Here is a 19,309-nt window from a genome sequence, read left to right as displayed (position 1 = left end):
TCAGCCCTTCTGGTTGAGGCGGTCGGCGAGGGCGTCGACGAACGCGCCGGCGAGGTCGTCACCGACGGCGGCGAGGACGGCGTCGGCGAACGCGCCCGGGTCGAGGTCGGTGCCCGGCTGCCCGCTGACGAGCGCGACGAGCTGGTGGTAGGCGGCGGACGTCTCGGCGACGGTCCGCTTCGTCGATGCGGCGATGTCGGCGCGAAGGGTCTGCCCGTCGAGGGTGTCCAGGACGCGGGCGGGCTTGCCGGCCGCGTCGTAGCGCTGGGGAAGGATGCCGAGGATCCGGTCCACCGCGTCGTTGAGTCGGTCGGTGTCCACTCCGGCCATGTCGTCCTCCTGGTGCAGTACGGCCGCGATCTGGGTGCGCATGCGCGCCATGTCCCAGTCGCGGATGTCGATCTTTCGGTCGGGGGCCCACTCGTTGTGGCCGCACACCATGTCGGGCCCGAAGCCGGACAGGTCGCAGTACGCGGCGTTGATGCGGGGGTAGGCCCACCGCTGGGCGTCGGTCCAGTCGCCGTCGCCGGCGGACTCGGCCTCGGTGCCCCAGACGGACCGGTTCCCGGTGAGGCCGCGCCACCCGCCTTCGCCGGCGTGGTTCGCGCGCCCGGCGGCCACGACGACTGCGACGCCGGAGCGGGCGAGGAAGACGTTCGCGAGGGGGCCGGGCAGCTTGGGGCGGCCGTCGCGCACGACCTTGAGCGAGGGTCGGTCACCGGTGCGCGCGCCGGCGGTCCAGTGGCAGACCGCACCCTGCGGATCGAAGTCCGCGCTGCCGCGGGCCTCCCACCCGTCGACGAGCTCGACGGTCAGCCCGCGCGCGGCGAGCGCTGCGGGCAGGCGGGTGATGCGGGGCATCAGTCGTCGTCCTGGTCGGGGTCGTAGGGACGGGTGGGCACGGCGTCGTCCGTGGCCGCGGCGTCGCGCATGCGCCCGTCCCGCTCGCGCGACCAGTCGAGGTCGTCGCGCTCGGTGCTGGGGTCGGTGCTCACGGGGGCCCTCCTTCGGGGCATGGCGACGGCCCGGGCCGGGGAGTAGTCCGGTCCGGGCCGCCTGGTGGGTGGTGAGGGTCAGGTGCCGGCGGGCGGGTTGCGCAGCGGGCAGTCAGCGACGTGCTGGGCGAGCTCGTCGCGGATCACGCGGGGGATCTCCTCGCGCAGCTCGGCGAACTTCTCGTCACGCTCCTCGACCGCGCGCGCGAGCGCGCGGGCGCCGGACGTCTTCACGCGCTCGATCGCGTCGTCCGTGGACTCTGACCCGGTCGTGAGGTCCTCGAGCCAGGACACGAGCCGCGCGACCTGCCGTGTGAGGCCGTGCGTCGCACCCTTCGCGGCCTTCGACTCGCTGAGCGCCTGCTTGGCGACCTCACGCGTCGCGGTGAGCTCGTCGCGCAGGTTCGGGTACTCCGCCTCGGCGTGCTCGTTCTCGGCCTGGTCACGGGTCGCCTTCGCGTCCGCGCCGATCCGGTTGAGCTTCCGGTTTCCGAGGATCGCGACGACGATCAGTCCCCCGGTCGTGATGAGCTGGATGATGACGGCGTCGCTCATCAGGTCCCCGTCGCGTTCGATCCGGCCGGGACGACGACGTTCGTCGACCCGGAGGTGGTGACGCCCGGGTTCGTGAACGCGCCGATGATCGAGTTGCCGGTCGCGACGACGTTGTTCGCCCCGTTCGAGATGTAGATCCCTCGGGTGACGGTCCCGGTCGAGGTGACCGTGTTCCCGGTGATCGTCGCGACGGACGCCGACGTCGTGTAGTAGATGCCGTAGGTCGATCCGGCGAGCGCCTGGGCGGCGTTGCCGGAGATCGTGGCCCGGTTGCACGCGTTGAACCACAGCGGGTCCTTCACCCCGGTAAGGGTGTTGCCGGTGCAGGTGAGGTCGTCCACGGCGGTGCAGCGGATCCCGCCGCCGTCGGTCGCGGTCGTGGTCGAGTCCGCGACGACGTTGCCCGTGATCGTGACCTGCGAGGCGTCACGCACCCATATCCCCTTGGACGCGTACCTGGTCGCGTTGCCAGTGACGCGGACCCGAGTGGCGTACCGCACGTGCACGGGGATCGCGGCGGGCGAGGACGCGACCCCGGACCCGGCGCTCGGGAACGCGTTGTCCGCGATGATGACGTTGTCCGCGCGCGGGAACCCGGCACGCTGGTCGCCCTGGACCTGCACGATCGCGTTGGCCGCGTCGACGCCGGTGTTCGTCCACCCGGTGAACGTGTTGCGCGTGATGCGCGTGTTGAGCGGGACGAGCGGGTTCGCGGACTCAGGGGCCGCGGGAGGGTTCGGGTTCTGCACCTGGTCCATCGGGAGCAGGTACGCGCCCCGGTACAGGTTGATCGCGAGCCCGACCTGCCCGCCGCTGTTCTCGAAGACGTTGCCGTCGATGTCGAGCCCGTCGACGCCGACGGCGAAGTGCAGCGCCCCGGCGTAGGCGGATGTGAGGTCGCCCTGCCAGCCGCGCACCACGTTGTTCGTGAACCGGTAGCCGGAGGGCCGCTGCCCCTCCACGCCGGTGTGCGTGCCCATCGGGTTCGGCGCGTAGTAGGTCGTCCCGCCGACGACCTTCGGCAGGAAGCTGCACCCGTCGACGGTGACGTTGACCGTGGGCAGTCCGTCGCACCCGGCGGGGTCGTCCGCGATCGTGAAGCCGCGGGCCTGCGAGGCGTCGGTCTGGATCGCCTCGGTGAAGATGCGCGACCCGTCCACGCCGAGGAAGGCGCACCGGTAGAACGACACGGTGTCGCAGCCCATGAGGTCGAAGCCGTGCCCGGCGCCGATGAGCTCGTCGACGACGACGTCGCGCACGACGACGTCACGACAGTGGTGGAGCTGGGCGACGCACCCGGTCTGCGCGGCGGCGTAGGACCCGACCGCGCGGAACCGCTCGAGCACGACCCGGGACGGGCCGGCGCCGTACCCCTGCGCGGCACCGGACGCGCCCTGGAAGATCACCCCGGAGGACACCGCGCCCCGCTTGGACAGGACCGTGGTGTCCCCGTCGCCGCGGACCGTGATGTCGTCCGCGAGCTGCACGACCCCGGACAGGTAGTACGTGCCCGACGGGACGTACACGACCCCGCCCCCGGCGGCCGCCGCGGCGTTCACCGCGTCCTGGAACGCGGCCGTCGCGTCGGTGGACCCGTTCGCTACGGCGCCGTAGGCCAGGACGTTGAAGACGCCGCCCGTGATCGCGACGGCGAGGTTGATCGGCTCGACGAGCGCGCCGGACACGATCGCCTCGTCGATGCCGTCGGCGACGACGGCGGGCGCGTCGGCGAGCTGCAGCAGCTCGTTGAGGTTGGCCGCGGACAGGGGCGTGACCCCGTCGACCCAGATGAATCCCACGTCGCCCCCTCTCAGACCGGGAACGCGGCCGAGATCGAGCCCGCGCCGGTCCCGGTCTGGTTCACCAGGACGTTGCCGGTTGCGTCGATCTGGCAGCCGGCGCCCTGCACGCGAGACGCGGGCCGGTGCCCGGTCACGAGCTGGCAGATCGCCTGCCCCTGCGTCCACGCCGTCGCGCGCTGGAACGCGCCGTTCACGTAGCAGACGCCGCCGACGACCCGGGACCGGATCGACTGCCACCCCGACCCGTTGTATGCGGTGTAGCCGTTGCCGTAGGTGACGGGCAGCACCCAGTCGGTGTCGCGCCACAGCACCCGCCACGTGCCGGCCACGCGCACGTACAGCACGTCGTCGACCCAGGCGGCGTCCCCGTCGCGCGCGGACGCGTCCGCGTCCCGCGCGCCCGTGCTCGGGTACCGGCCCAGCCCGCCGCGCCCGACCACGCGCCGCGCGACCTGCTGGATCGACGCACCGGCGGTGGACACGTCGTCCGAGGAGAGCAGGCACTCGGCCAGGACCGTCGCCCCCGCCGGGACCGCGGTGTACGGCTTGGTGGGGGTGCCAGCAGCCGTGCCGGACGTGACACCGCCCAGGGCCTCGGAGTCCGTGTCCCCGCCGTCGACGTCGTGGTGCAGCACCCACACCAGGTCATACCGTGCACCGGACGCCGGCGCCGGGTCGCACACCACCGACAGGGCCGCGTCGTTCCCCATGACGATCACGCCGTCCCCGGCGCCGCGCACCACCGTCGCCACCCCGGCACCGACCTGGTAGGCCCACCCGTCCGTACCCGCGACGACCATACCTGTGAGCACGCCGCCCACGTCCGAGGGCGTCACCAGGCCCGCGAGCGCGTTGCGCGCCTCGACCGGGCTCGTGCCCCTGGTGTCGTCCCCGCGGACGAACAGGCCGCGCTGCATCATGGTGCCTCCTCGGGCAGTCGGGTACGCAGCTCGCCGAGCTCGCGCGTGAGGGTGTCGATCTGGTCCTGCTGGCGGCGCAGCAGCGCGAGCAGCGCCGCGGGGAACCGGTCGTAGGACAGGGCGTCGGGGTTGCCGTCGGCGTCGTACACGACGAGGTCCGTCAGACCCGCGTCGTGCACCTCCTCCGCGATGAACCCGACGTAGCGGTTCGTGGTGTCGGGGTCGCGTTCAACCTCGCCCCGGTCCCGCCAGGACCGCGGCTGCAGCGCCAGCACGGCGTCCGGGTCCGCGTCGTAGTCCCTGACGTCCTGCTTGTACTTGCGGGCCGAGGAGACGCGCTGGATGATCCCGTCCGCGTCGAGAGCGACGTTCGCCGCAGCCGACGCGTTCGTCCACGGCACGCGCAGACGTCCCGTCTCGGAGTAGATCGAGACGTCGCCTGCGCATGAGAGCACCAGAGGGGCAGCACCGCCCGTCCCAGTGCTTCCTTCGGACCGGAGCCAGATGTCGCCCGAACGCACCCAGAACGCGTCTACTGGATACTCCGTCTCCCCGAACTGCACATGGCGTCCAAGACCTCCAGGCACGTCGTACTTCGCCTTGAAGATGTCGCCGCCTCCGGCAGATGCTGGCGCCTGCACCAGGAGCCCGACGCCAGACGGGTCGCCTGTCTCCGCGTCGTAGAGCGGTCCGAACAGGGCGCCCTCGGAACCGTCAGGATGGTGGCCGGAAACGCGCCCACCCTGACGGACGTTCAGCGAACCGCCGTCCTGAACCTCCACGTCGCCGCCAGAGACGACAACGTCTCCACCGTCCTCGACGCGCACGCCCCCTCCGCCCTGCACGGTCACCGAGCCGCCGTCCTTGACGACGAGACCGCCGGAGGAGATCGCCGCGGACTGCAGGGTGCGGGACCGCTCGGACTCGTCCTGGCGGCGCTTTACGCCCCGGATCTCGGCCGCCACGGCCTCGAGCCCGGTGCGCTGGGTGGGGTACTGCGAGGACGCCGCCGGGGGCGTGTACGCGTCAGCCACGTGCCCTCCTCACCTGTACTCGGGGGTTGGGGCGCACGTGATCGACACCCAGTCGTCCAGGCCGCCGGAGATCTCGAGGATCCGGGTCCGGTAGTGCCCCTCGGGGAGCAGGCCCCGCAGGTACGGGTGCCCGCCCGGGACGTAGACGCGTGCCCAGTCGCCGGGCTGGTACTGCCCCAGCAGCGGGTACACGTCGCGGCGCGCGGAGAACTTCCACGTCATCCAAGGCCTGGCACTTTGCGCGAGGTTGGCCTCGCCCCACGAGCGCAGCGTCGCCCGGTCCGACGCGGACGACCGGGACTCGGCCTGCTCCAGGAGCGGGAAGCCGGCGTCCGTCAGCTCGGACGAGGCGACGAGCTCGATCGGCATCTCGACCTCGACCCCGTCACCGGCCATCCACCAGCGCGACGCGAGCCCGGTCGCGTCCCGGGAGATCGACAGGCCCGTCGTCGACCCGCGTGCCGTCGAGGTGTCCCACGACCAGTCCGCGCCCGACTGCGTCAGCAGCGGGTCACCGGCGACCATGCGCCACCGGATCCCGAGCCGGTCCGGGGCGAGGTAGGGGCGGAACGCGATGTCTGGGCCGTCGATCACGCCCATGAGCTCGGTGAGGCGCTGCCCGAGGTTCGCGAGCTCGAAGCCGGGGTAGGTGCGCTCCGATCCGCCGGCGACGTCGTCGGGCAGGTCCAGCGGGAGCGACCCGCCCGCGTGCGCGAGCGCGGTCTGCACGAGCCGCTTTGCGATCGTCGCGAGCGACAGGCCTGACCACGACAGGGACGACCCCGCCGGGTCCTCCCCCGCAGCGAGGACCTTCATCACGATGCGGTGGTCCCACAGCGACCACAGGCCCGCCGAGCGGACCGTGAGGCGGCGCGTGTCGTCGTCGTAGTCGTGCGACCAGATCGGGCCGGCCTCGAGCACCTGGTCACCCTCGACGACCGCGAGGAAGCACCGCGCTGGGTCCAGGGACGCGAGCGCGTCCGTGCGGTACTGCGAGTCCGGGGACGACGTCACGGACGGGTACTCCGGCGTCAGGTCCGGGCCCGGGACCAGCGCGAGCGCCGGGAAGAGGCCGGTCGTCGCGATGATCGCCTTGCGGTACTCGTCGATCTCCAGCGGGATTGTGCACGACACGTCGCCCGCCGCGCGGTGCTTCACCGACCACGACGCATCCGACACGGGCACGGTGGCTAGGCGGCGCCCGGTGCGCAGCTCTCCACAGATGATCTCGGCCACGGATCACCACCACGCCGAGGAGTAGGTCACGGACAGGCGCGCGCCGGTCGACGCGCCCACGGGGAGGAACTGCACCTCGAGCTCCTTCCCTGGCGGGACCGCGAACCATTCGCGGCGCGTGAAGAGACCTGACCGGTCGGCCGTACCGTTCAGGAGCGCGGTGCCGCGCGCCGGGTCGACAGTGAGCAGATCGCCCGGGAACAGCGACCCCTCCCACCGGATCCGCCGGCCCACACCCACGGCGACGAGCTCGAACCCCTCGACGGCCGGGCCCTCGACGTGGAACAGGCCGTAGGCGTCCGCGTCGCCGTCGTTGCGTAGCCGCACCCGTCCTGTCTCGCCGCGCTCCCCGAACTCGAGGAACCCGGTGTCCGCTGCACCGTCGGTGAACAGGTCGAACGCGAGCCCGCCCACCAGCTCCGGGAAGCGCGCCGAGGTCGACTCTTGAGGCCCGTACCCCACCGGGTCCGGCGCGAAGAGCTGCGCCTCGGCCACCGCGAGGCCCATCTCGTACTGCAGGTCCGTCACGATCCGGCGGCGGCGCACGCGCACCGCCCAGCAGATGACGGCGCCCCGACGCGGGATGTTGATCCAGAACGGCACCAGGACGCCGCGCGGGGTCGGAACGAACACGCGACGCAGGTCGGCGAGCGCCTGGTCGAGAGACACCGCGAGCTCGGGCTCGTCGGAGATCTCGATCGTGAACTCGATGGTGCGGCCGGATGCGAGGTCGTCGCCCGTCCAGGTGCCGTGTGCGGCGGGACGGTCGGTGTCGTTGGTCCGCAGGGCGGGGAGCTCGTCGACGCCGGAGAGAGCGGCCCACTCGTAGGGGGTGCCCGGCCCGAGCCGCAGCGACCCGAGCTGGGCTTGCCACGGCTCAAGGTCGGGCACCGTGGAGAGGGTGCTGGCGAGTGCCTCGGTCACGGGGCGTCTCCTCTCATACCCGCAGACGCCATGCCAGGTCATCCGCGAGCTCGTGGGCGCTGGCACTGCCGGCGTAGTAGTTCTCGATGTGCAGGCCGCGCACGCCGGCGTTGTCGGTGCCGGCCGCGCGGTTCACGTTCGAGATGAACTCGCCGAGGCGGTCGAGCGGGACGACCGCCTCGGGCCCACGGCCTTCTCCCACCATGGCGAGCGTCGCGCGGGTGACGATTCCGCCGTCAGCCAGGAGCGGGATGTTCGGGGTGTTGATCGTGAAGCCGGCACCCGCAAGGCCGATCGCCGAGGTGAGGGCGTTGTCCGGGACGGTGAGCTCGACCTTGAAGTCGTTCCACCAGCGGATCACCTTGTTCAGCGCGCCCTTGAAGTTGTCGGAGATCGAGTCCCACATGCCGGCTGCGGCGGAGCCGATCTTGCCGGGCAGCTCCTTGACGAATCCGACGATCGCGTCCCAGTTCGAGACGACGAGGCCAAGCGGGGACCACTCCCACACCTTCTTGATCGCATCCCAGATGAGGTTCATGACGTTGGTGAGGGTCTCCTTGCCCTCGTTGAACGCGGCCTTGATGACCTCCCACCCGGTGGTGAGGAACGGCAGGGCGGTGTTCTGCCACCAGTCCGTCACGGCGGAGATCGCGAGCTTGATCCCACCCCACACGGCCTGGACGATCTTCTGTCCCGTCTCGGTCTCGGTGAAGAACCACACGAGGCCCGCCACGAGGGCCGTGACGGCGGTCAGGACGAGCCCGAGGGGGTTCGCCCGCATCGCCGCGTTGAAGAGCCACTGACCCGCCGTAGCGGCCGCCGTGGCGACCTTCCCGGCGGTCGTCGCGACAGTGGTCGCGACGGTCGCGAGCTTCATGTTGTTCAGCGCGACGACGCCCATGCCGACCGTGGTCGCGAGCTGGGCGGCGTCCCCACCGAACGCCTGGACCCCGACGGCGATGTCACCGACCGGGCCAGGCATCCCGACGAGGTCCTGTTTCCACCCCTCGAAGCTGCGGCGCAGCTCCTCGACCCGGGCCTTCGGGTTGCCCGACAGGGTCGCGGCCATGGCGTCCGCGGCGCCGGCGGTGTCCCCGAGGCCGGTCTGCGCGCCCCCGAGCGCGTCGAGGAACGCCGGGATCTGCGCGGTGCCGAGGTCCTCGATCGGGGTACCGAACAGAGCGATCGCGGTGTTCGCCTGCGTCGCCGGGTCGGTGATGCCCTGCAGCCCGGACACGATCGTCGAGAACGCCCCGGAGGCGGTGTCGCCGCCGGCAAGGATCGCGTTGGACATCTCCTGGGCGTTGAGCCCCAGAGCGTCGTAGGCGGCCACGGACGACGTCGACATGTCGGTCGCGCGGATCGTGAACTCCTTGAGGGAGTCCCCGGTCTTGTCGATCGCGATGCCGCCGTTCGCGGACGCGTTGACCAGCATCGCCATGGCCTGGTCACCAGAGAGGCCGAGCTGGGAGAAGTTCACGCTGTACTCGTTCAGCGCGTCCAGGGCCTCGCCGCGCATCGACGTCGGGATCTGCTGCAACGAGGCGGTCATGAGGTCGAACGCCTCGGTCGCGTCCTTCGCGAGCCCGTTCTTGATGAGGATGCCCGCCGTGGTCGTCGACTCGGCGACGTCGATGCCCATCGCCTGCGACAGCGCGAGGGCCTTCTCGGTCGCGGCCTGGATGTCGGACTCGGCCGCCTGGCGCATCCCGCCGATGTTCCCCACGACGGCCTCGACCGCAGCCGAGGCCTCGTCCATCGACTCACCCCACGCACCCCGGTACGCGCCCGCCGCGGCCGCGCCCCACCGCTCGGCCTCGGCCGCCGACGCGCCGAGCGACGCAGCGACCTTGTCCTCGAGCGCCGCGGAGTCGATGTTCGCCGCGAGCGCCTCGCCGATCTCCTTGCCGGCGAACGCCGCGGCGGCGGCCGCGGCCGCCTTCCCGGCGTTCGCCTTGAAGGACTCCCACGCCTTCGCGGTGCGGTCGTCGCCGAGGATGTTGACGACGAAGTCCTTCGCGTTCGCCACGGCGGCCTCCTCTCGGTGCTACCTGCGACGAGCGCGGGTGACGGTGCCGCGAGCGCTGCGCTGGGCCTGGCGGGCCTTCTCACGCTTCGCCTTGCGGTGCTCGTCGACGGACAGGGCCATCGCGACCCACTGGCGAAACGGGAGCTCGAGGACCTCCCGCGGCGTCATGCCGGGGAAGATCGTCAGGAGGTCGAGGAGTCGGGCGTCGATCTGGTCGTCGAGCCATCGCTCGTCGCGGTAGAGCTGAGCGATGCGCGGGTCACGACCGGCGGTGCGCTGGGAGCGGCGGCGGCGTCGACCGACGGGGAAGCCGTCGACGCTGACGTAGGGTCCTCGGCCTCGCCCTGGGTGGGCTCGGCGTCGCGCACGCCGGGGTCGCCGGGGTCGGCCTCGATCTGCGGGATCGGCTTGTCGAGGACCTCGTCCCAGGTGAGGTAGCGCCCGCGGTTGTGCTCGGACAGGAACTCGACGATCTTCGTGATGAGCGTCTGCTTCGTCTTGTCGCCGTTCATCGCGACGATGTCGTCGATCCCGAGACCGGACTGCTGCTGCAGCGCGATGACGGCGCGCCCCGGGGCGTCGTTGAGGTTCACGGCCCGGACGCTCTGGCCGTCGATGATGATGCGCACTAGGCGCCTCCCTTGGTCATCTTGGTGATCGCCGCGGCGATCGCCTCGTCGATCTTCTTCGCGGCCGCGTCGCGGCCGGCGACGGCCGGGCCCCAGAAGTAGGGCTGTCCGGCCTGGTTGACGTACTGCTCCCCGCCGAACACGGGGTGGCGGAAACGCTTCGCCTGCCACGCCTGGGCCATCGGCCCGGAGATCCGCCGGTCGGTGCGCACCGAGACGCCCTGCCGCGTCTTGCCGGTCACGACCCGGGTCTTGAGTCCGGCCCCGATCGCCTTGCGCATCCCGCGGTTGCGGTCGCGTGCGACCCGCTCGCGCTCCTCGTAGACGTTCACCTGGCGCAGGTACGGCTTGCGCCCGTCCTTGGGGACGACGAGCCGGGTCTTCTTCCCCGTGACCGCGATCGAGCCGGGCAGGGCCCCGGCGAGGAGCTGGCGCTGGTCGGCGATGATGTCGTCGCCGACGGAGCGCAGCGTGCGGCGCAGCTCGCGCGCGAGCTTCGGGGAGAACTCCTTGACCGCGGCGAGAACCTCGCGCAGGTTCGACGTGTCGAGCTCGAAGTCGAGCCCGGCCGCGGCCTGCGCGGCGGCCGAGCCCGACGACGTGCCGGCCATGTCAGTACGCCGTGTCCAGCGAGCGGTAGACCGCGTAGACCGGCTCGGGGTCGGTGCCCTGCAGGCCGGTCCAGTCGTGCGACACGGTGATGACATCGCCGCCGTTGCCGGTCGGCAGGTCACCGTCGAGGTAGATCGCGGGCACCGCGATCTGCAGGAGCGGCTTCACGCCGGCGGCGATCTCCGCCGGGCCCTCGAAGTTGAGCAGCATCGTGAGCTGCTCCTGGTCGCGGTAGGCGTCGGTGAGGTCGCGGCCCGTGTACTCGATCTCGAAGGATCCGCTGACGCCGTCGTCCTTGCCGCCGGTGAACGCCGCGGGCCGCGAGCGCCGGCCGCCGTTGCCGAGGTTCCACCCGTTCTCGTCGAGCCCGTTGTCGAGCGCGATCGAGGCGGAGCGGACGGAGGCGAGCGGGGTGCCGGCGGACGCGGGCGCCGTGGCGGTCGGGGCGGTGAAGGCGTCCCCGCCGACGTACAGGCCGCCGTGCACGAACGTGAACAGGTCGAACTCCGCGGCGTAGGACGGGGCGGCGTAGGCCTCGTCCATCGTGAGCTCACGCGCGACCCACCCGGTCGTGACGGCGACGATCGAGTCGGCGGCCGCCTCGAGCGAGAGCGTCGAGCACTGCGCGCCGAGGTAGGTGTACGCGTCGGTCGTCGAGGACCCGAGCCGCGGGATGCCCTGCTGGATCGTGTACGAGGGCCCCCAGTCCTCGCGCTTGAGCGTGTGCACCTGCTGGAACACGCCCGAGTCCGCCGCGGTCTCCGTGATAGTGGAGACGCCGAAGAACGCGGCGAGCAGGTAGCCCAGGCCGCGGGTCGGGGCGTCGAGGGTGATCTCGCCCTCGGAGGACCGCTTCACGATCGCGCGGCGGTTCGCTCGCGCGACGCGCAGGCCGGGGCGCATGCCTGTGCCCTGCGCGGTCTCGACGGACTCCTTGAGGGCCGCGTCCGCCTCGAGGAACCGGGACGGCGCCGTGTAGGTGCCGTAGGTCGTCTCGGTGGCGAGCCCGACCGTGTAGTCGCTCTGGATGCCCATGGTGGGCTACTCCTCTCGCTCGTCGGCGGCGCCGTCGGCGTCGTCGTCCTGGTCGGGCGTCGCGTCCTGGCGGCGACGCTTCGGCTTCGGGTCGGCCGGCTCCCAGTCGGCTTGGCCCGCGAGGTGCACCGCCTGCGCAGGTGTCACCTCGATCACCTCGCCGAGCGCGACGACGCGGCCGACGAGCGGCAGCTCGAGCGCGCCGAGCGGGCTGACGTTCTTGAACTTGCGCACCGGGTCTCTCCTCACCTGGTCACGATCACGCGAGCCGCGTAGGTCACCGCGATCTCGCACAGACGGCCCACCTCGGCCTCGACCTCGTCGGTCGCGCCGTCGGACGTGAGCTCGTCCGAGAAGCACCACAGCGCCGCGCCGGCCATGGTCGGGTCCTCGCGCAGGTGCGCGTCGATCACGCCGAGCAGCCCATAGGCGCGGTCGTGCGGCTCGGCGTCGTCCGCGGTCACGCGGAAGCTGACGATCGACACGTCGACGTAGACCGTGAGGTGCCGCGTCCGCTGCGGGCTGACGGTCCCCTCGTCGGGTGTCGCGCGCACCGCGGTGACCGCGACCGAGTCGAACCACTCCGTGGGCCAGAGGAACCCGAACCGGACGTCGACCTCGGTCTCGTCCGCGGCCGCGAGCGCCGCGGCGATCTGGTCGTGCAGCGCGTGCTTGACGCTCGATGTCGCGGCGCCGAGCGATGGGTACATGCCGACGCCGGTCGTCATCCGAACCCTCCCGTGAGCACGTAGTCCTTGATGAGCTCGGACACCTGGCGCGGGAGGGCGAAGCCCTGCAGCACGTCGACGTCGCGCTCGTTCGTGCCGGCGCGGCCGGGCGCCTTCGGGCCGACCTTCGTCGGGCCGGCGAGGAACGCGGCGAGGCGCTGCCCGGCGAGGATCACCTCGTCCGGGACGGACGACGCGGGGCGCGCCGTCGCGGTCACGACGACGCGGCCCGGGCCGAGGGGCCCGTAGACGATGCCCGCCTCGGGGTCCGTCGCGGTCGGGGTGACGGCAGCGCCGTCGACCGTGACCGTGTCGACGCTCGCGACGGGCCACGGCAGGACGACCGCGGAACGGGTCCCCACCGCCGTGACCGCGTGCGTGAGCTCCTGTCCGTGCCACGGGCCGACCCGGCGCTCGATCGCCGACACCGCCGAGGCCGCGTACTGCTCGAGCTCGTCAGCGCGGTCCGCCGGCCACGACATGTCAGCCGCGACCATGGCGCCGTCGATGGGCCAGGTCGGCTCCGTGGCCACGGGTCAGTCCGCCTTGGGCTCGGCGGCCGCGGCCGCGGAGCGGCGCTGACGGCCCTTCGGTGCCTCGGCCTTCGCGGGCTCGGGGTCGGCCGGCTTCGGGTCGGGCGTGGCCGGCGCGGGGCCGGTCGAGTCCGCGGGCGGGGCGTCGGGCACAAGGCCGCGCAGGCGCTCGTTCTCGACGGTCAGCTCGGAGTTCTGCGCGGCGAGCTGGGCGTTGCGGTCGATGAGCTCGTCGACCGTCGCGGTCAGCTCGTCGACCGACGCGCGGAGCTCGGCGGCCTCTGCCGTGTCGGCGTCCTCGTCGTCGACGTCGTCCGGCTCGTCCTCGTCGAGCTGGTCGAGAGCGGCGATCTGCGCGTCGGCGTACTCGGCGCGCTCGGTGAGGCCGCGCTGCACGTAGCCGTCACGCTCGGTGACGAGCGCGGCGCGCAGCTCGCTGCGGTCCTGGTGGGCGGCGGCACGCGCGGCGGCCGCCTTCTGGTGGGTGGGCTCACCCATGGCTGTACTCCCTCGTGTCGTGGGGTTCGTGCGAGGCGTGCCCGCGCACGGTGGGGGCGCGGGCACGCGATCGGTCAGAAGACCGGGGCGACCAGGCCCGTGCCCGTGATCTTCTGGTGCACGGCCTTGGGGGTGCCCTGCTCGTCGACGACGCGGTTGAAGCACGCCGCGTAGTAGCCGTAGACGACCAGGTCGATCCCGAGGGACTTCATGCTCGGGCCGTTGTCGGCGCGGATGTACAGCGGGGCGGACGGGTCCTCCCACAGGTGCGCCTCCTGCCGGGCCACGACCACGGCGACGTCCTCGTTCGTCCCCGTGCCGAGAGCGTTCGGCAGGTTGTTGTCCGTCACGACGTCGCCGCCGTTGGGGAGCTGACCGCGCACACCGGCCGGGTAGCCGGCGCCGTTCGACGTGCCGCCCGCGAGCGCCGGGACGCCCTGCGCGGCGATGAACGGCCACTTGTCGCTCATCTCGCCCTGCAGCCACGCCCAGCGGCGACCGCGCACGAGGGTGAACAGGTCGTCCTCGTCGAGGTCGAGCAGGACGTCCTCGACGTTGGCGGACGCGCCGAGGATCTTGCGGTAGAGCTCCGCGGCGGTCGGGTCGGCGTCGGTGTACGTCACGGTGTTCGCGACGGCCAGCAGCCCCCAGGTGGCGGCGTTGATGATCGTCGAGTCGAGGTTCACGTCGTAGGACTTGAGCAGGTCCTCGAACGTGATGTCGAGCGTGCCGAGGCTGCGCTCGGACGCCTGCCGCGCGATCGTCTGCGAGCCGGCCGCGGTGCGCACCTGCACCGAGATCAGCTCGTCCTCGTAGTCGGTCTCGCTCACGGGGGTGAGCTGCGTCGTCTGGTCGGCGACCGACGTCTTCGCCTTCTGACGCGGGATGTAGACCGTCATGCCGGTCTCGGGCAGGTTGTGCTTGCGGCACTGGTCGGCGAACTTGCGACCGGGCCGGCCCTTGGCGGCGTAGAGGTCGACGAGGTACTGCGGGACGACGAGGCCGGGGGCGCCGCCCGTGGTGACGCCGCGGCCCTCGAGCTTGTCCCCGCGCTCGGTGCGCTCCTCACGCTCGTGCGCCTCGAGCCGCTCGCGGTGCGGGCCGCGGATGTTGAGGGCGTCGGCGACGACGTCGCGCAGGAAGAGCTCGCCCGACGGGTCGTTCTCGCGCGAGTAGGTGCGGCCCTCGCGGACCTCGACGCCGGAGCCCGCGCGGGTCTCGCCGGGCCGGTCGCCGCCGCGCGCGTCGGCCCCGGTGTCGACCGGGTTGACGCGCTCGGCCAGGCGGGCGAGGACGTCGTCCGCCTTCTTCTCGTCCTCGAGCGCGCGCAGCTCGGTCTCGAGGGTTCCGAGCTCGGCGTCGATGCCCGCCTTCTTGCCGCGCAGCTCCTCGGCCTTCGCCTTGTCGTCGGCGGTCGGCTCGTCCTTGCCGCGCAGCTCGTCGAGCTCCTGGGCGTACTGGTTGCGCAGGTTGATGCGCGCGTTGATCTTCTCGCGCGCCTGCGCGATGAGCTTCTCGAGGTCCACAGACCTCTCCTTTCGGATGGTGCCCCGGCGGGGCGGTGGTGTGTGCAGGGGCGCCAGTCGACGAGGCCAGTCGGCCGCCCCAGGCCGTGGCGCGGGGCGGAGCTCGAGCAGCACGTGCGAGCAGCAGGGGTGCGGGCGCTCAGACGAGCGCGCGCAGCCGCACGTCCTCGACCGTGAGGCCGAGGTCGATGCGGAGGTTCTGGGGCGCGACCTGGTCGCGCAGGTCTGGGTAGCCGCCGGTGTGCGGGTTGGCGCCGTACCCGACGATCGCGACGTCGCCGCGGTGGATGTCGTACTTCTGGATCCGGTACTCGGTGTAGTCCGGGGACCACTGCCCGAGCGTGATCCGGAACATGAACGACATCTCGTCGACGAGCTCGGCGCGGATCTTGGGCGCGATGTACGCGACGTCCTGGTCGCGCGGGTCGAGCTCGGGCGCCTCGACGCGCAGGCCCGTCTCGTCCTCGGCCAGGAGCAGCGTGCCGTTCGTCGTGCGCGCGATGCGCCGCAAGCTCTGGTGCTGCAGCACGAGCGGCACGTCGAGGTCGGCACGGGCGAGGGACTCGGCGCCCGCGGCTTCGGACACGATCTCCGTATATGGGCCGTACCAGTCCCACATCTCGTACCCGCGCTCGTACACCGACGCGTAGCCGGTGAACGCGAGCGGGCCAGCCTCGTCGTCGCCGGCGGCGCGCAGCGACATCTTGACGCCGGCGACGTGCACCGCGGCGCGCGAGCCCTGGGGCTCGGCGGCGCGGCGCTGACGGGGGCGGTCGGCGCGCTGCGCCATGCCCTGCGCGCGGGAGTGCCCGGCGCGTGCGATCAGCTCGGGGTCCATCAGTTGGTGCCTCCCGTCGGGGTGGTCTGCGGCTGGCCCTGGCTGCGAGCGCCGAACAGCCGGTCGAACTCGGCGAGCTGCTCCTCGGTGAAGGGCTCGCGGTCCTCGAGCTCGCGCGCCTCGGACGGTGCGAGCTGGCGAGAGTCGATCTGCAGTTTGAGCAGCTCGGCGCGGGTCTTGGCGTCCATCGCGAGCACAGCGTTGCGGTTGAGCTTCGCGAACCGCGCGGCCGGCAGGAGCCGCGCCGAGACGGTGTCCTCGCGCCGCTTGATCGCGCCGCCGAGGTTCATCACGAGAAGCTGCAGGTTGCGCTGCGTGACGTTCGCGTAGGTGACGTTCCCGGTCGAGGACTGCACGTCGACCATGTCCGCTGGCACGCCGAAGAACCGGGTGAGCGCGATGTCGGTGTACTCCATCTGCTGGATGAACCCGGACTCGGCGGCCTTGGCCGCGAGCGGGGAGTACGTCCAGTCCTTGCCGGAGACGAACACGTCGCCGGCGGCGACCGACGCCTTGAACTGCGCCTTGACCGCCTCCGCCTTCGCCGGGTCGGGAATCGGGAGCTCGGTGTTCTTGAGGTGCGCCGACGGAACGGCGCCGTTGGCGAACCAGTCGGTCGCGAACGTCTGCGCGCCGGACGCGCCGAGGATGCTGAGGGCGGCGTGCGCGATCGGGGACAGGCCGAGCGGGAGACCGCCGACGGTGAACTGTCGCTCGTGCCACACGTGCACGGGGTCGGTCTTCTCGCCGCAGATCCGGTAGTGCAGGATCCGCCCGCCCTTGATCCGGGCCGTGACGTCCTCGGCCTGCACGAGGTCGATCTGCGCAGGCTTGCCGAGCCCGTCCGTCGCGCGGATGATCCCGAACGCGTTCCCATGCGTGTCAAGGTCCATCTGGCTCGAGCCGAGCCACTCCCCGATCGACATCGGCTGGCTGTCGCCGTCGGTCCAGAACGACGGCGTGACGAGCACGGGCGGCGGCGGAACGCGGTAGGAGATCTCGCCGCGCTTGCGGAACACGTCGATCGGCATGAGGGACAGGACGTCCGAGCGCAGCCGGCACGCGGCCCACACGACCGACTGCTGCCGCGCCTCGGTCGAGCGGACGGCCCGGCCGCGAGCTCGTGCCTGGCGACCGATCGAGAGCACCTCGTGCGCGGCGCTCGAGCGTCGGAACAGGCTCATCGCTTCCCCCTCCTTGCGACCCGCCAACGGCGCAGCCGCGGCCCGCCGTCGACGAACCAGGACAGCGCCAGGAGGCCCGCTCCCCCGGCCGCGAGCGCCAGGGCGGGGCTGACCGGCCAGAGGAACACGGCGAGGGCCAGGACGAGCAGCAGCGACCCGAGCAGGTCGAGCAGCGTCGTGAGGTTCACGCGTCCTCCTTCGTGGGTCCGACCACGGAAGCGGCCGGGTCGTAGTCGGCCGGCGCACGGGTGACGTACCCATGCCGGGCGAGCGTGACGGCGTACAGGGCGGTGATGTCCTCGAGCGAGCGCTTGCGCCCCCACCGCCACGAGTCCCCGGACGGTGCCTTCACCGCGGCCTTCACCGCGGCGTACAGCTCGGGGTCGCCGGAGTGCGTGAGGTTCGTCTGCACGACGTCGTCGAACAGGGCGCCGCACGCGGCGTTGAGCTCGCGGGCCCCGAGCTCGACGACCTCGAAGCCGGCCCTGCGCAGGTCCGGGGCGAGCGACGCGGCCGGGCCGGCGCCGTCGAGCACGACGAGCCGACCGCCGAGGGGCTCGGCCTTGCTGGACCCGTCGCGCATTCGACGCGCCGCGTCGACGACCCACGCGGTCCCGACGTCCTGCCGCGGGACCTCGACCCACGCGCGCGTGTTCGGTGCGCCGGCCGCGATCGCGATCGTCGCCACCGAGCGGTCCGGCGCGACGTCGATGCCGTAGACCGGCGAACCCGACCAGTCGAGATCCTCGTCCGGCTCGAAGCACCCCCGCAGCGACGCCTCGGGGATGACCCACTCGTCGCGCTTCGCCTCGGGCCACCACCCGAGGTACGGGCGGTAGAACTCCCACGGGTCGCTCTGCGCGGCCTCGTGCGCGGCCGCGAGCTTCGCCTCGGTCGTGAGCCACCCCAAGCCGGGGTGGCAGTACCACCACGACGCGGGGTCGTCCGGGTCCATGTCCGTCGGCAGCGCGTACTGCACGAAGCACACCCGTGCGCGAGTCGGGCCGAGCGGCCCGTACTGCTCGACGAGCGAGCGAAAGCGCGCCTCCTCCTGGAGCTGGCGCGCGCGCAGGTAGAGCGACTTGGAGTGCCCGGCGGCCGACGCGATGATGAGCTGCGCGTGCTCGATGGTCTGCATCGCCGGCCGCATAGCCTGCTCGACGCGGCCGTCGAGGTGGGCGAACGCCTCGTCGATGATGCCCTTCGTCAGGCTCGGGCCGTGGCCCGACTCCTCCTTGAGCGCCTCGACTTCCCACTTCGCGCCGGTCGTAAACCGGATCGCTTCCTCGCCGGTCGTCCCGTCCCACCCCGGCTTGTTCGTGCGCCGGCCATAGTTGTGGTCCAGGAACATCTCGAGCGGCGAGCGGTGCAGGATCTTCCAGAACTCGTCCTCGAGACGGCTCGCCGCCTTGCCCTTCGTCTGCGCGGTGTAGCGGATCAGCGCGTCCGGGTAGAAGAGTCCGGTCTCGGTGCCCTCGACGATGGTGAACGTCGTCTTGCCGATCTGGCGCAGTCCGATCAGGACAAGCGTGTCGTACCAGTAGGTCCCTGTGTGCGGGTCGATCTCGCCCCACACGTCCGCGACGTCCTGCTGCCACGGGATGAACGGGCGGCCCATGGCCCGCGCGACGCCGGCCTTCTGGCGCCCGGTCGTCTCACGGTTCGGGTTCCGTGGGGTGTGGAACAGCGGGATCGCCTCGGGACGATCACGACCCACTGGCCGCACCGTCCTCGCCGTCGCCGCGGATGAGCTCGAGCACCTTCGCGCGCTTCTCCTCCTCGGTCAGCTCGCCGCCGCCCTCGGGCTTGGGCGGGAACAAGCGCGTGCCGATGTCGACGAGGCGCTGCGCGAGCGGCGACACCAGGTCGTGCCGGTGCTGCTTCACCGCACCGTCGAGCGAGCGAGCCACCGTGGTAGCGACCGCGCGAAGGAACTCGGGCTTGCCGTCGTCGCGCGCCAGGTCGTCGGCGAGCGCCTGCTCGATCGGGCCGGCAGGACCGGGCTCGTCGGGTTCGTCGGCGGGCACGTGCACGACGACGGGGGGCCGCTCGGGGATCTCCTCGGGGAGCTGCGCGCGGCGCTTCTCCTCGCGCCGCTCCGCGACGTACCGGGCGTTCTCCGCACGGCAGGCGGGGCACCCGCAGCCGCGCTGGTACGCCTTGCGGCTGGGGCCGGCGTCGCCGTGCGTGATCTCCGAGGCCACCCGTCACCCCCTGTGACTCGTCACAGG

At 72.1% G+C, this 19,309-nt stretch carries 23 protein-coding genes; all 23 read right to left on the bottom strand.

Features of this window, described 5'->3' with window-relative positions; all coding sequences use genetic code 11:
- The 23 genes from ACTJIY_RS11475 to ACTJIY_RS11365 all read right to left on the bottom strand — a co-directional run bounded on the left by ACTJIY_RS11475 (window position 1) and on the right by ACTJIY_RS11365 (window position 19,282).
- On the bottom strand, window positions 1-861 hold the full coding sequence (locus ACTJIY_RS11475) for an N-acetylmuramoyl-L-alanine amidase (protein ID WP_440674440.1): 861 nt from the start codon (window positions 859-861) through the stop codon (window positions 1-3).
- The gene (locus ACTJIY_RS11470) at window positions 861-995 is read right to left on the bottom strand and encodes a hypothetical protein (protein WP_440674439.1); all 135 of its coding nucleotides are present in this window, start codon (window positions 993-995) and stop codon (window positions 861-863) included. The genes ACTJIY_RS11475 and ACTJIY_RS11470 overlap by 1 nt, the downstream gene beginning before the upstream one ends.
- A 78-nt stretch (window positions 996-1,073) precedes the next feature.
- Window positions 1,074-1,550: a hypothetical protein gene (locus ACTJIY_RS11465; RefSeq protein WP_440674438.1), complete on the bottom strand. Its 477-nt coding sequence runs from the start codon at window positions 1,548-1,550 to the stop codon at window positions 1,074-1,076.
- On the bottom strand, window positions 1,550-3,349 hold the full coding sequence (locus ACTJIY_RS11460; protein ID WP_440674437.1) for a glycosyl hydrolase family 28-related protein: 1,800 nt from the start codon (window positions 3,347-3,349) through the stop codon (window positions 1,550-1,552). The genes ACTJIY_RS11465 and ACTJIY_RS11460 overlap by 1 nt, the downstream gene beginning before the upstream one ends.
- An 11-nt stretch (window positions 3,350-3,360) precedes the next feature.
- Entirely contained in the window at window positions 3,361-4,272 is a 912-nt protein-coding gene (locus ACTJIY_RS11455) for a hypothetical protein (RefSeq protein ID WP_440674436.1), read from the bottom strand.
- A complete protein-coding gene (locus tag ACTJIY_RS11450; RefSeq protein WP_440674435.1) occupies window positions 4,269-5,306 on the bottom strand; it encodes a tail fiber domain-containing protein in 1,038 nt (345 codons plus the stop codon). The genes ACTJIY_RS11455 and ACTJIY_RS11450 overlap by 4 nt, the downstream gene beginning before the upstream one ends.
- A gap of 9 nt (window positions 5,307-5,315) precedes the next feature.
- Window positions 5,316-6,491, bottom strand: a complete 1,176-nt coding sequence (locus ACTJIY_RS11445) for a hypothetical protein (RefSeq protein WP_440674434.1) — start codon at window positions 6,489-6,491, stop codon at window positions 5,316-5,318.
- Window positions 6,492-6,545: 54 nt separating this feature from the next.
- Window positions 6,546-7,466, bottom strand: a complete 921-nt coding sequence (locus ACTJIY_RS11440; protein ID WP_440674433.1) for a phage distal tail protein — start codon at window positions 7,464-7,466, stop codon at window positions 6,546-6,548.
- Window positions 7,467-7,479: 13 nt separating this feature from the next.
- Window positions 7,480-9,495, bottom strand: coding sequence for a phage tail tape measure protein (locus ACTJIY_RS11435; protein WP_440674432.1), 2,016 nt, complete (start codon window positions 9,493-9,495; stop codon window positions 7,480-7,482).
- 18 nt (window positions 9,496-9,513) lie between these two features.
- Window positions 9,514-9,663, bottom strand: a complete 150-nt coding sequence (locus ACTJIY_RS11430; protein ID WP_440674431.1) for a hypothetical protein — start codon at window positions 9,661-9,663, stop codon at window positions 9,514-9,516.
- Between the two features lie 14 nt (window positions 9,664-9,677).
- Window positions 9,678-10,124, bottom strand: a complete 447-nt coding sequence (locus ACTJIY_RS11425; RefSeq protein WP_440674430.1) for a hypothetical protein — start codon at window positions 10,122-10,124, stop codon at window positions 9,678-9,680.
- A complete protein-coding gene (locus tag ACTJIY_RS11420; RefSeq protein WP_440674429.1) occupies window positions 10,124-10,735 on the bottom strand; it encodes a hypothetical protein in 612 nt (203 codons plus the stop codon). Before ACTJIY_RS11420 ends, ACTJIY_RS11425 begins: the two co-directional genes overlap by 1 nt.
- Before the next feature lies 1 nt (window position 10,736).
- Complete coding sequence (locus ACTJIY_RS11415; protein WP_440674428.1) at window positions 10,737-11,771, bottom strand: phage tail tube protein; 1,035 nt, start codon at window positions 11,769-11,771, stop codon at window positions 10,737-10,739.
- Window positions 11,772-11,777: 6 nt separating this feature from the next.
- Window positions 11,778-12,005, bottom strand: coding sequence for a hypothetical protein (locus tag ACTJIY_RS11410; protein WP_440674427.1), 228 nt, complete (start codon window positions 12,003-12,005; stop codon window positions 11,778-11,780).
- Between the two features lie 11 nt (window positions 12,006-12,016).
- Entirely contained in the window at window positions 12,017-12,499 is a 483-nt protein-coding gene (locus ACTJIY_RS11405) for a hypothetical protein (RefSeq protein ID WP_440674426.1), read from the bottom strand.
- Complete coding sequence (locus ACTJIY_RS11400) at window positions 12,496-13,032, bottom strand: hypothetical protein (protein ID WP_440674425.1); 537 nt, start codon at window positions 13,030-13,032, stop codon at window positions 12,496-12,498. Before ACTJIY_RS11400 ends, ACTJIY_RS11405 begins: the two co-directional genes overlap by 4 nt.
- A 3-nt stretch (window positions 13,033-13,035) precedes the next feature.
- Window positions 13,036-13,530 carry a hypothetical protein gene (locus tag ACTJIY_RS11395; RefSeq protein WP_440674424.1) on the bottom strand — a complete coding sequence of 165 codons (495 nt, stop codon included), beginning with the start codon at window positions 13,528-13,530 and terminating at the stop codon, window positions 13,036-13,038.
- Between the two features lie 74 nt (window positions 13,531-13,604).
- Window positions 13,605-15,056: a hypothetical protein gene (locus ACTJIY_RS11390; protein ID WP_440674423.1), complete on the bottom strand. Its 1,452-nt coding sequence runs from the start codon at window positions 15,054-15,056 to the stop codon at window positions 13,605-13,607.
- A gap of 139 nt (window positions 15,057-15,195) precedes the next feature.
- Window positions 15,196-15,894, bottom strand: coding sequence for an HK97 family phage prohead protease (locus ACTJIY_RS11385; protein ID WP_440674422.1), 699 nt, complete (start codon window positions 15,892-15,894; stop codon window positions 15,196-15,198).
- Entirely contained in the window at window positions 15,894-17,078 is a 1,185-nt protein-coding gene (locus ACTJIY_RS11380) for a phage portal protein (RefSeq protein WP_440674421.1), read from the bottom strand. Before ACTJIY_RS11380 ends, ACTJIY_RS11385 begins: the two co-directional genes overlap by 1 nt.
- A complete protein-coding gene (locus ACTJIY_RS11375) occupies window positions 17,075-17,266 on the bottom strand; it encodes a hypothetical protein (protein WP_440674420.1) in 192 nt (63 codons plus the stop codon). Before ACTJIY_RS11375 ends, ACTJIY_RS11380 begins: the two co-directional genes overlap by 4 nt.
- The gene (locus ACTJIY_RS11370; RefSeq protein WP_440674419.1) at window positions 17,263-18,795 is read right to left on the bottom strand and encodes a hypothetical protein; all 1,533 of its coding nucleotides are present in this window, start codon (window positions 18,793-18,795) and stop codon (window positions 17,263-17,265) included. The genes ACTJIY_RS11375 and ACTJIY_RS11370 overlap by 4 nt, the downstream gene beginning before the upstream one ends.
- Window positions 18,785-19,282: a hypothetical protein gene (locus tag ACTJIY_RS11365; RefSeq protein ID WP_440674417.1), complete on the bottom strand. Its 498-nt coding sequence runs from the start codon at window positions 19,280-19,282 to the stop codon at window positions 18,785-18,787. The genes ACTJIY_RS11370 and ACTJIY_RS11365 overlap by 11 nt, the downstream gene beginning before the upstream one ends.
- Between the last annotated feature and the right edge of the window lie 27 nt (window positions 19,283-19,309).

The organism is Cellulosimicrobium sp. 22598 (genome assembly GCF_052044445.1).
Classification (GTDB): domain Bacteria; phylum Actinomycetota; class Actinomycetes; order Actinomycetales; family Cellulomonadaceae; genus Cellulosimicrobium; species Cellulosimicrobium cellulans_G.
This window is presented reverse-complemented; position numbering and strand designations above follow the sequence as displayed.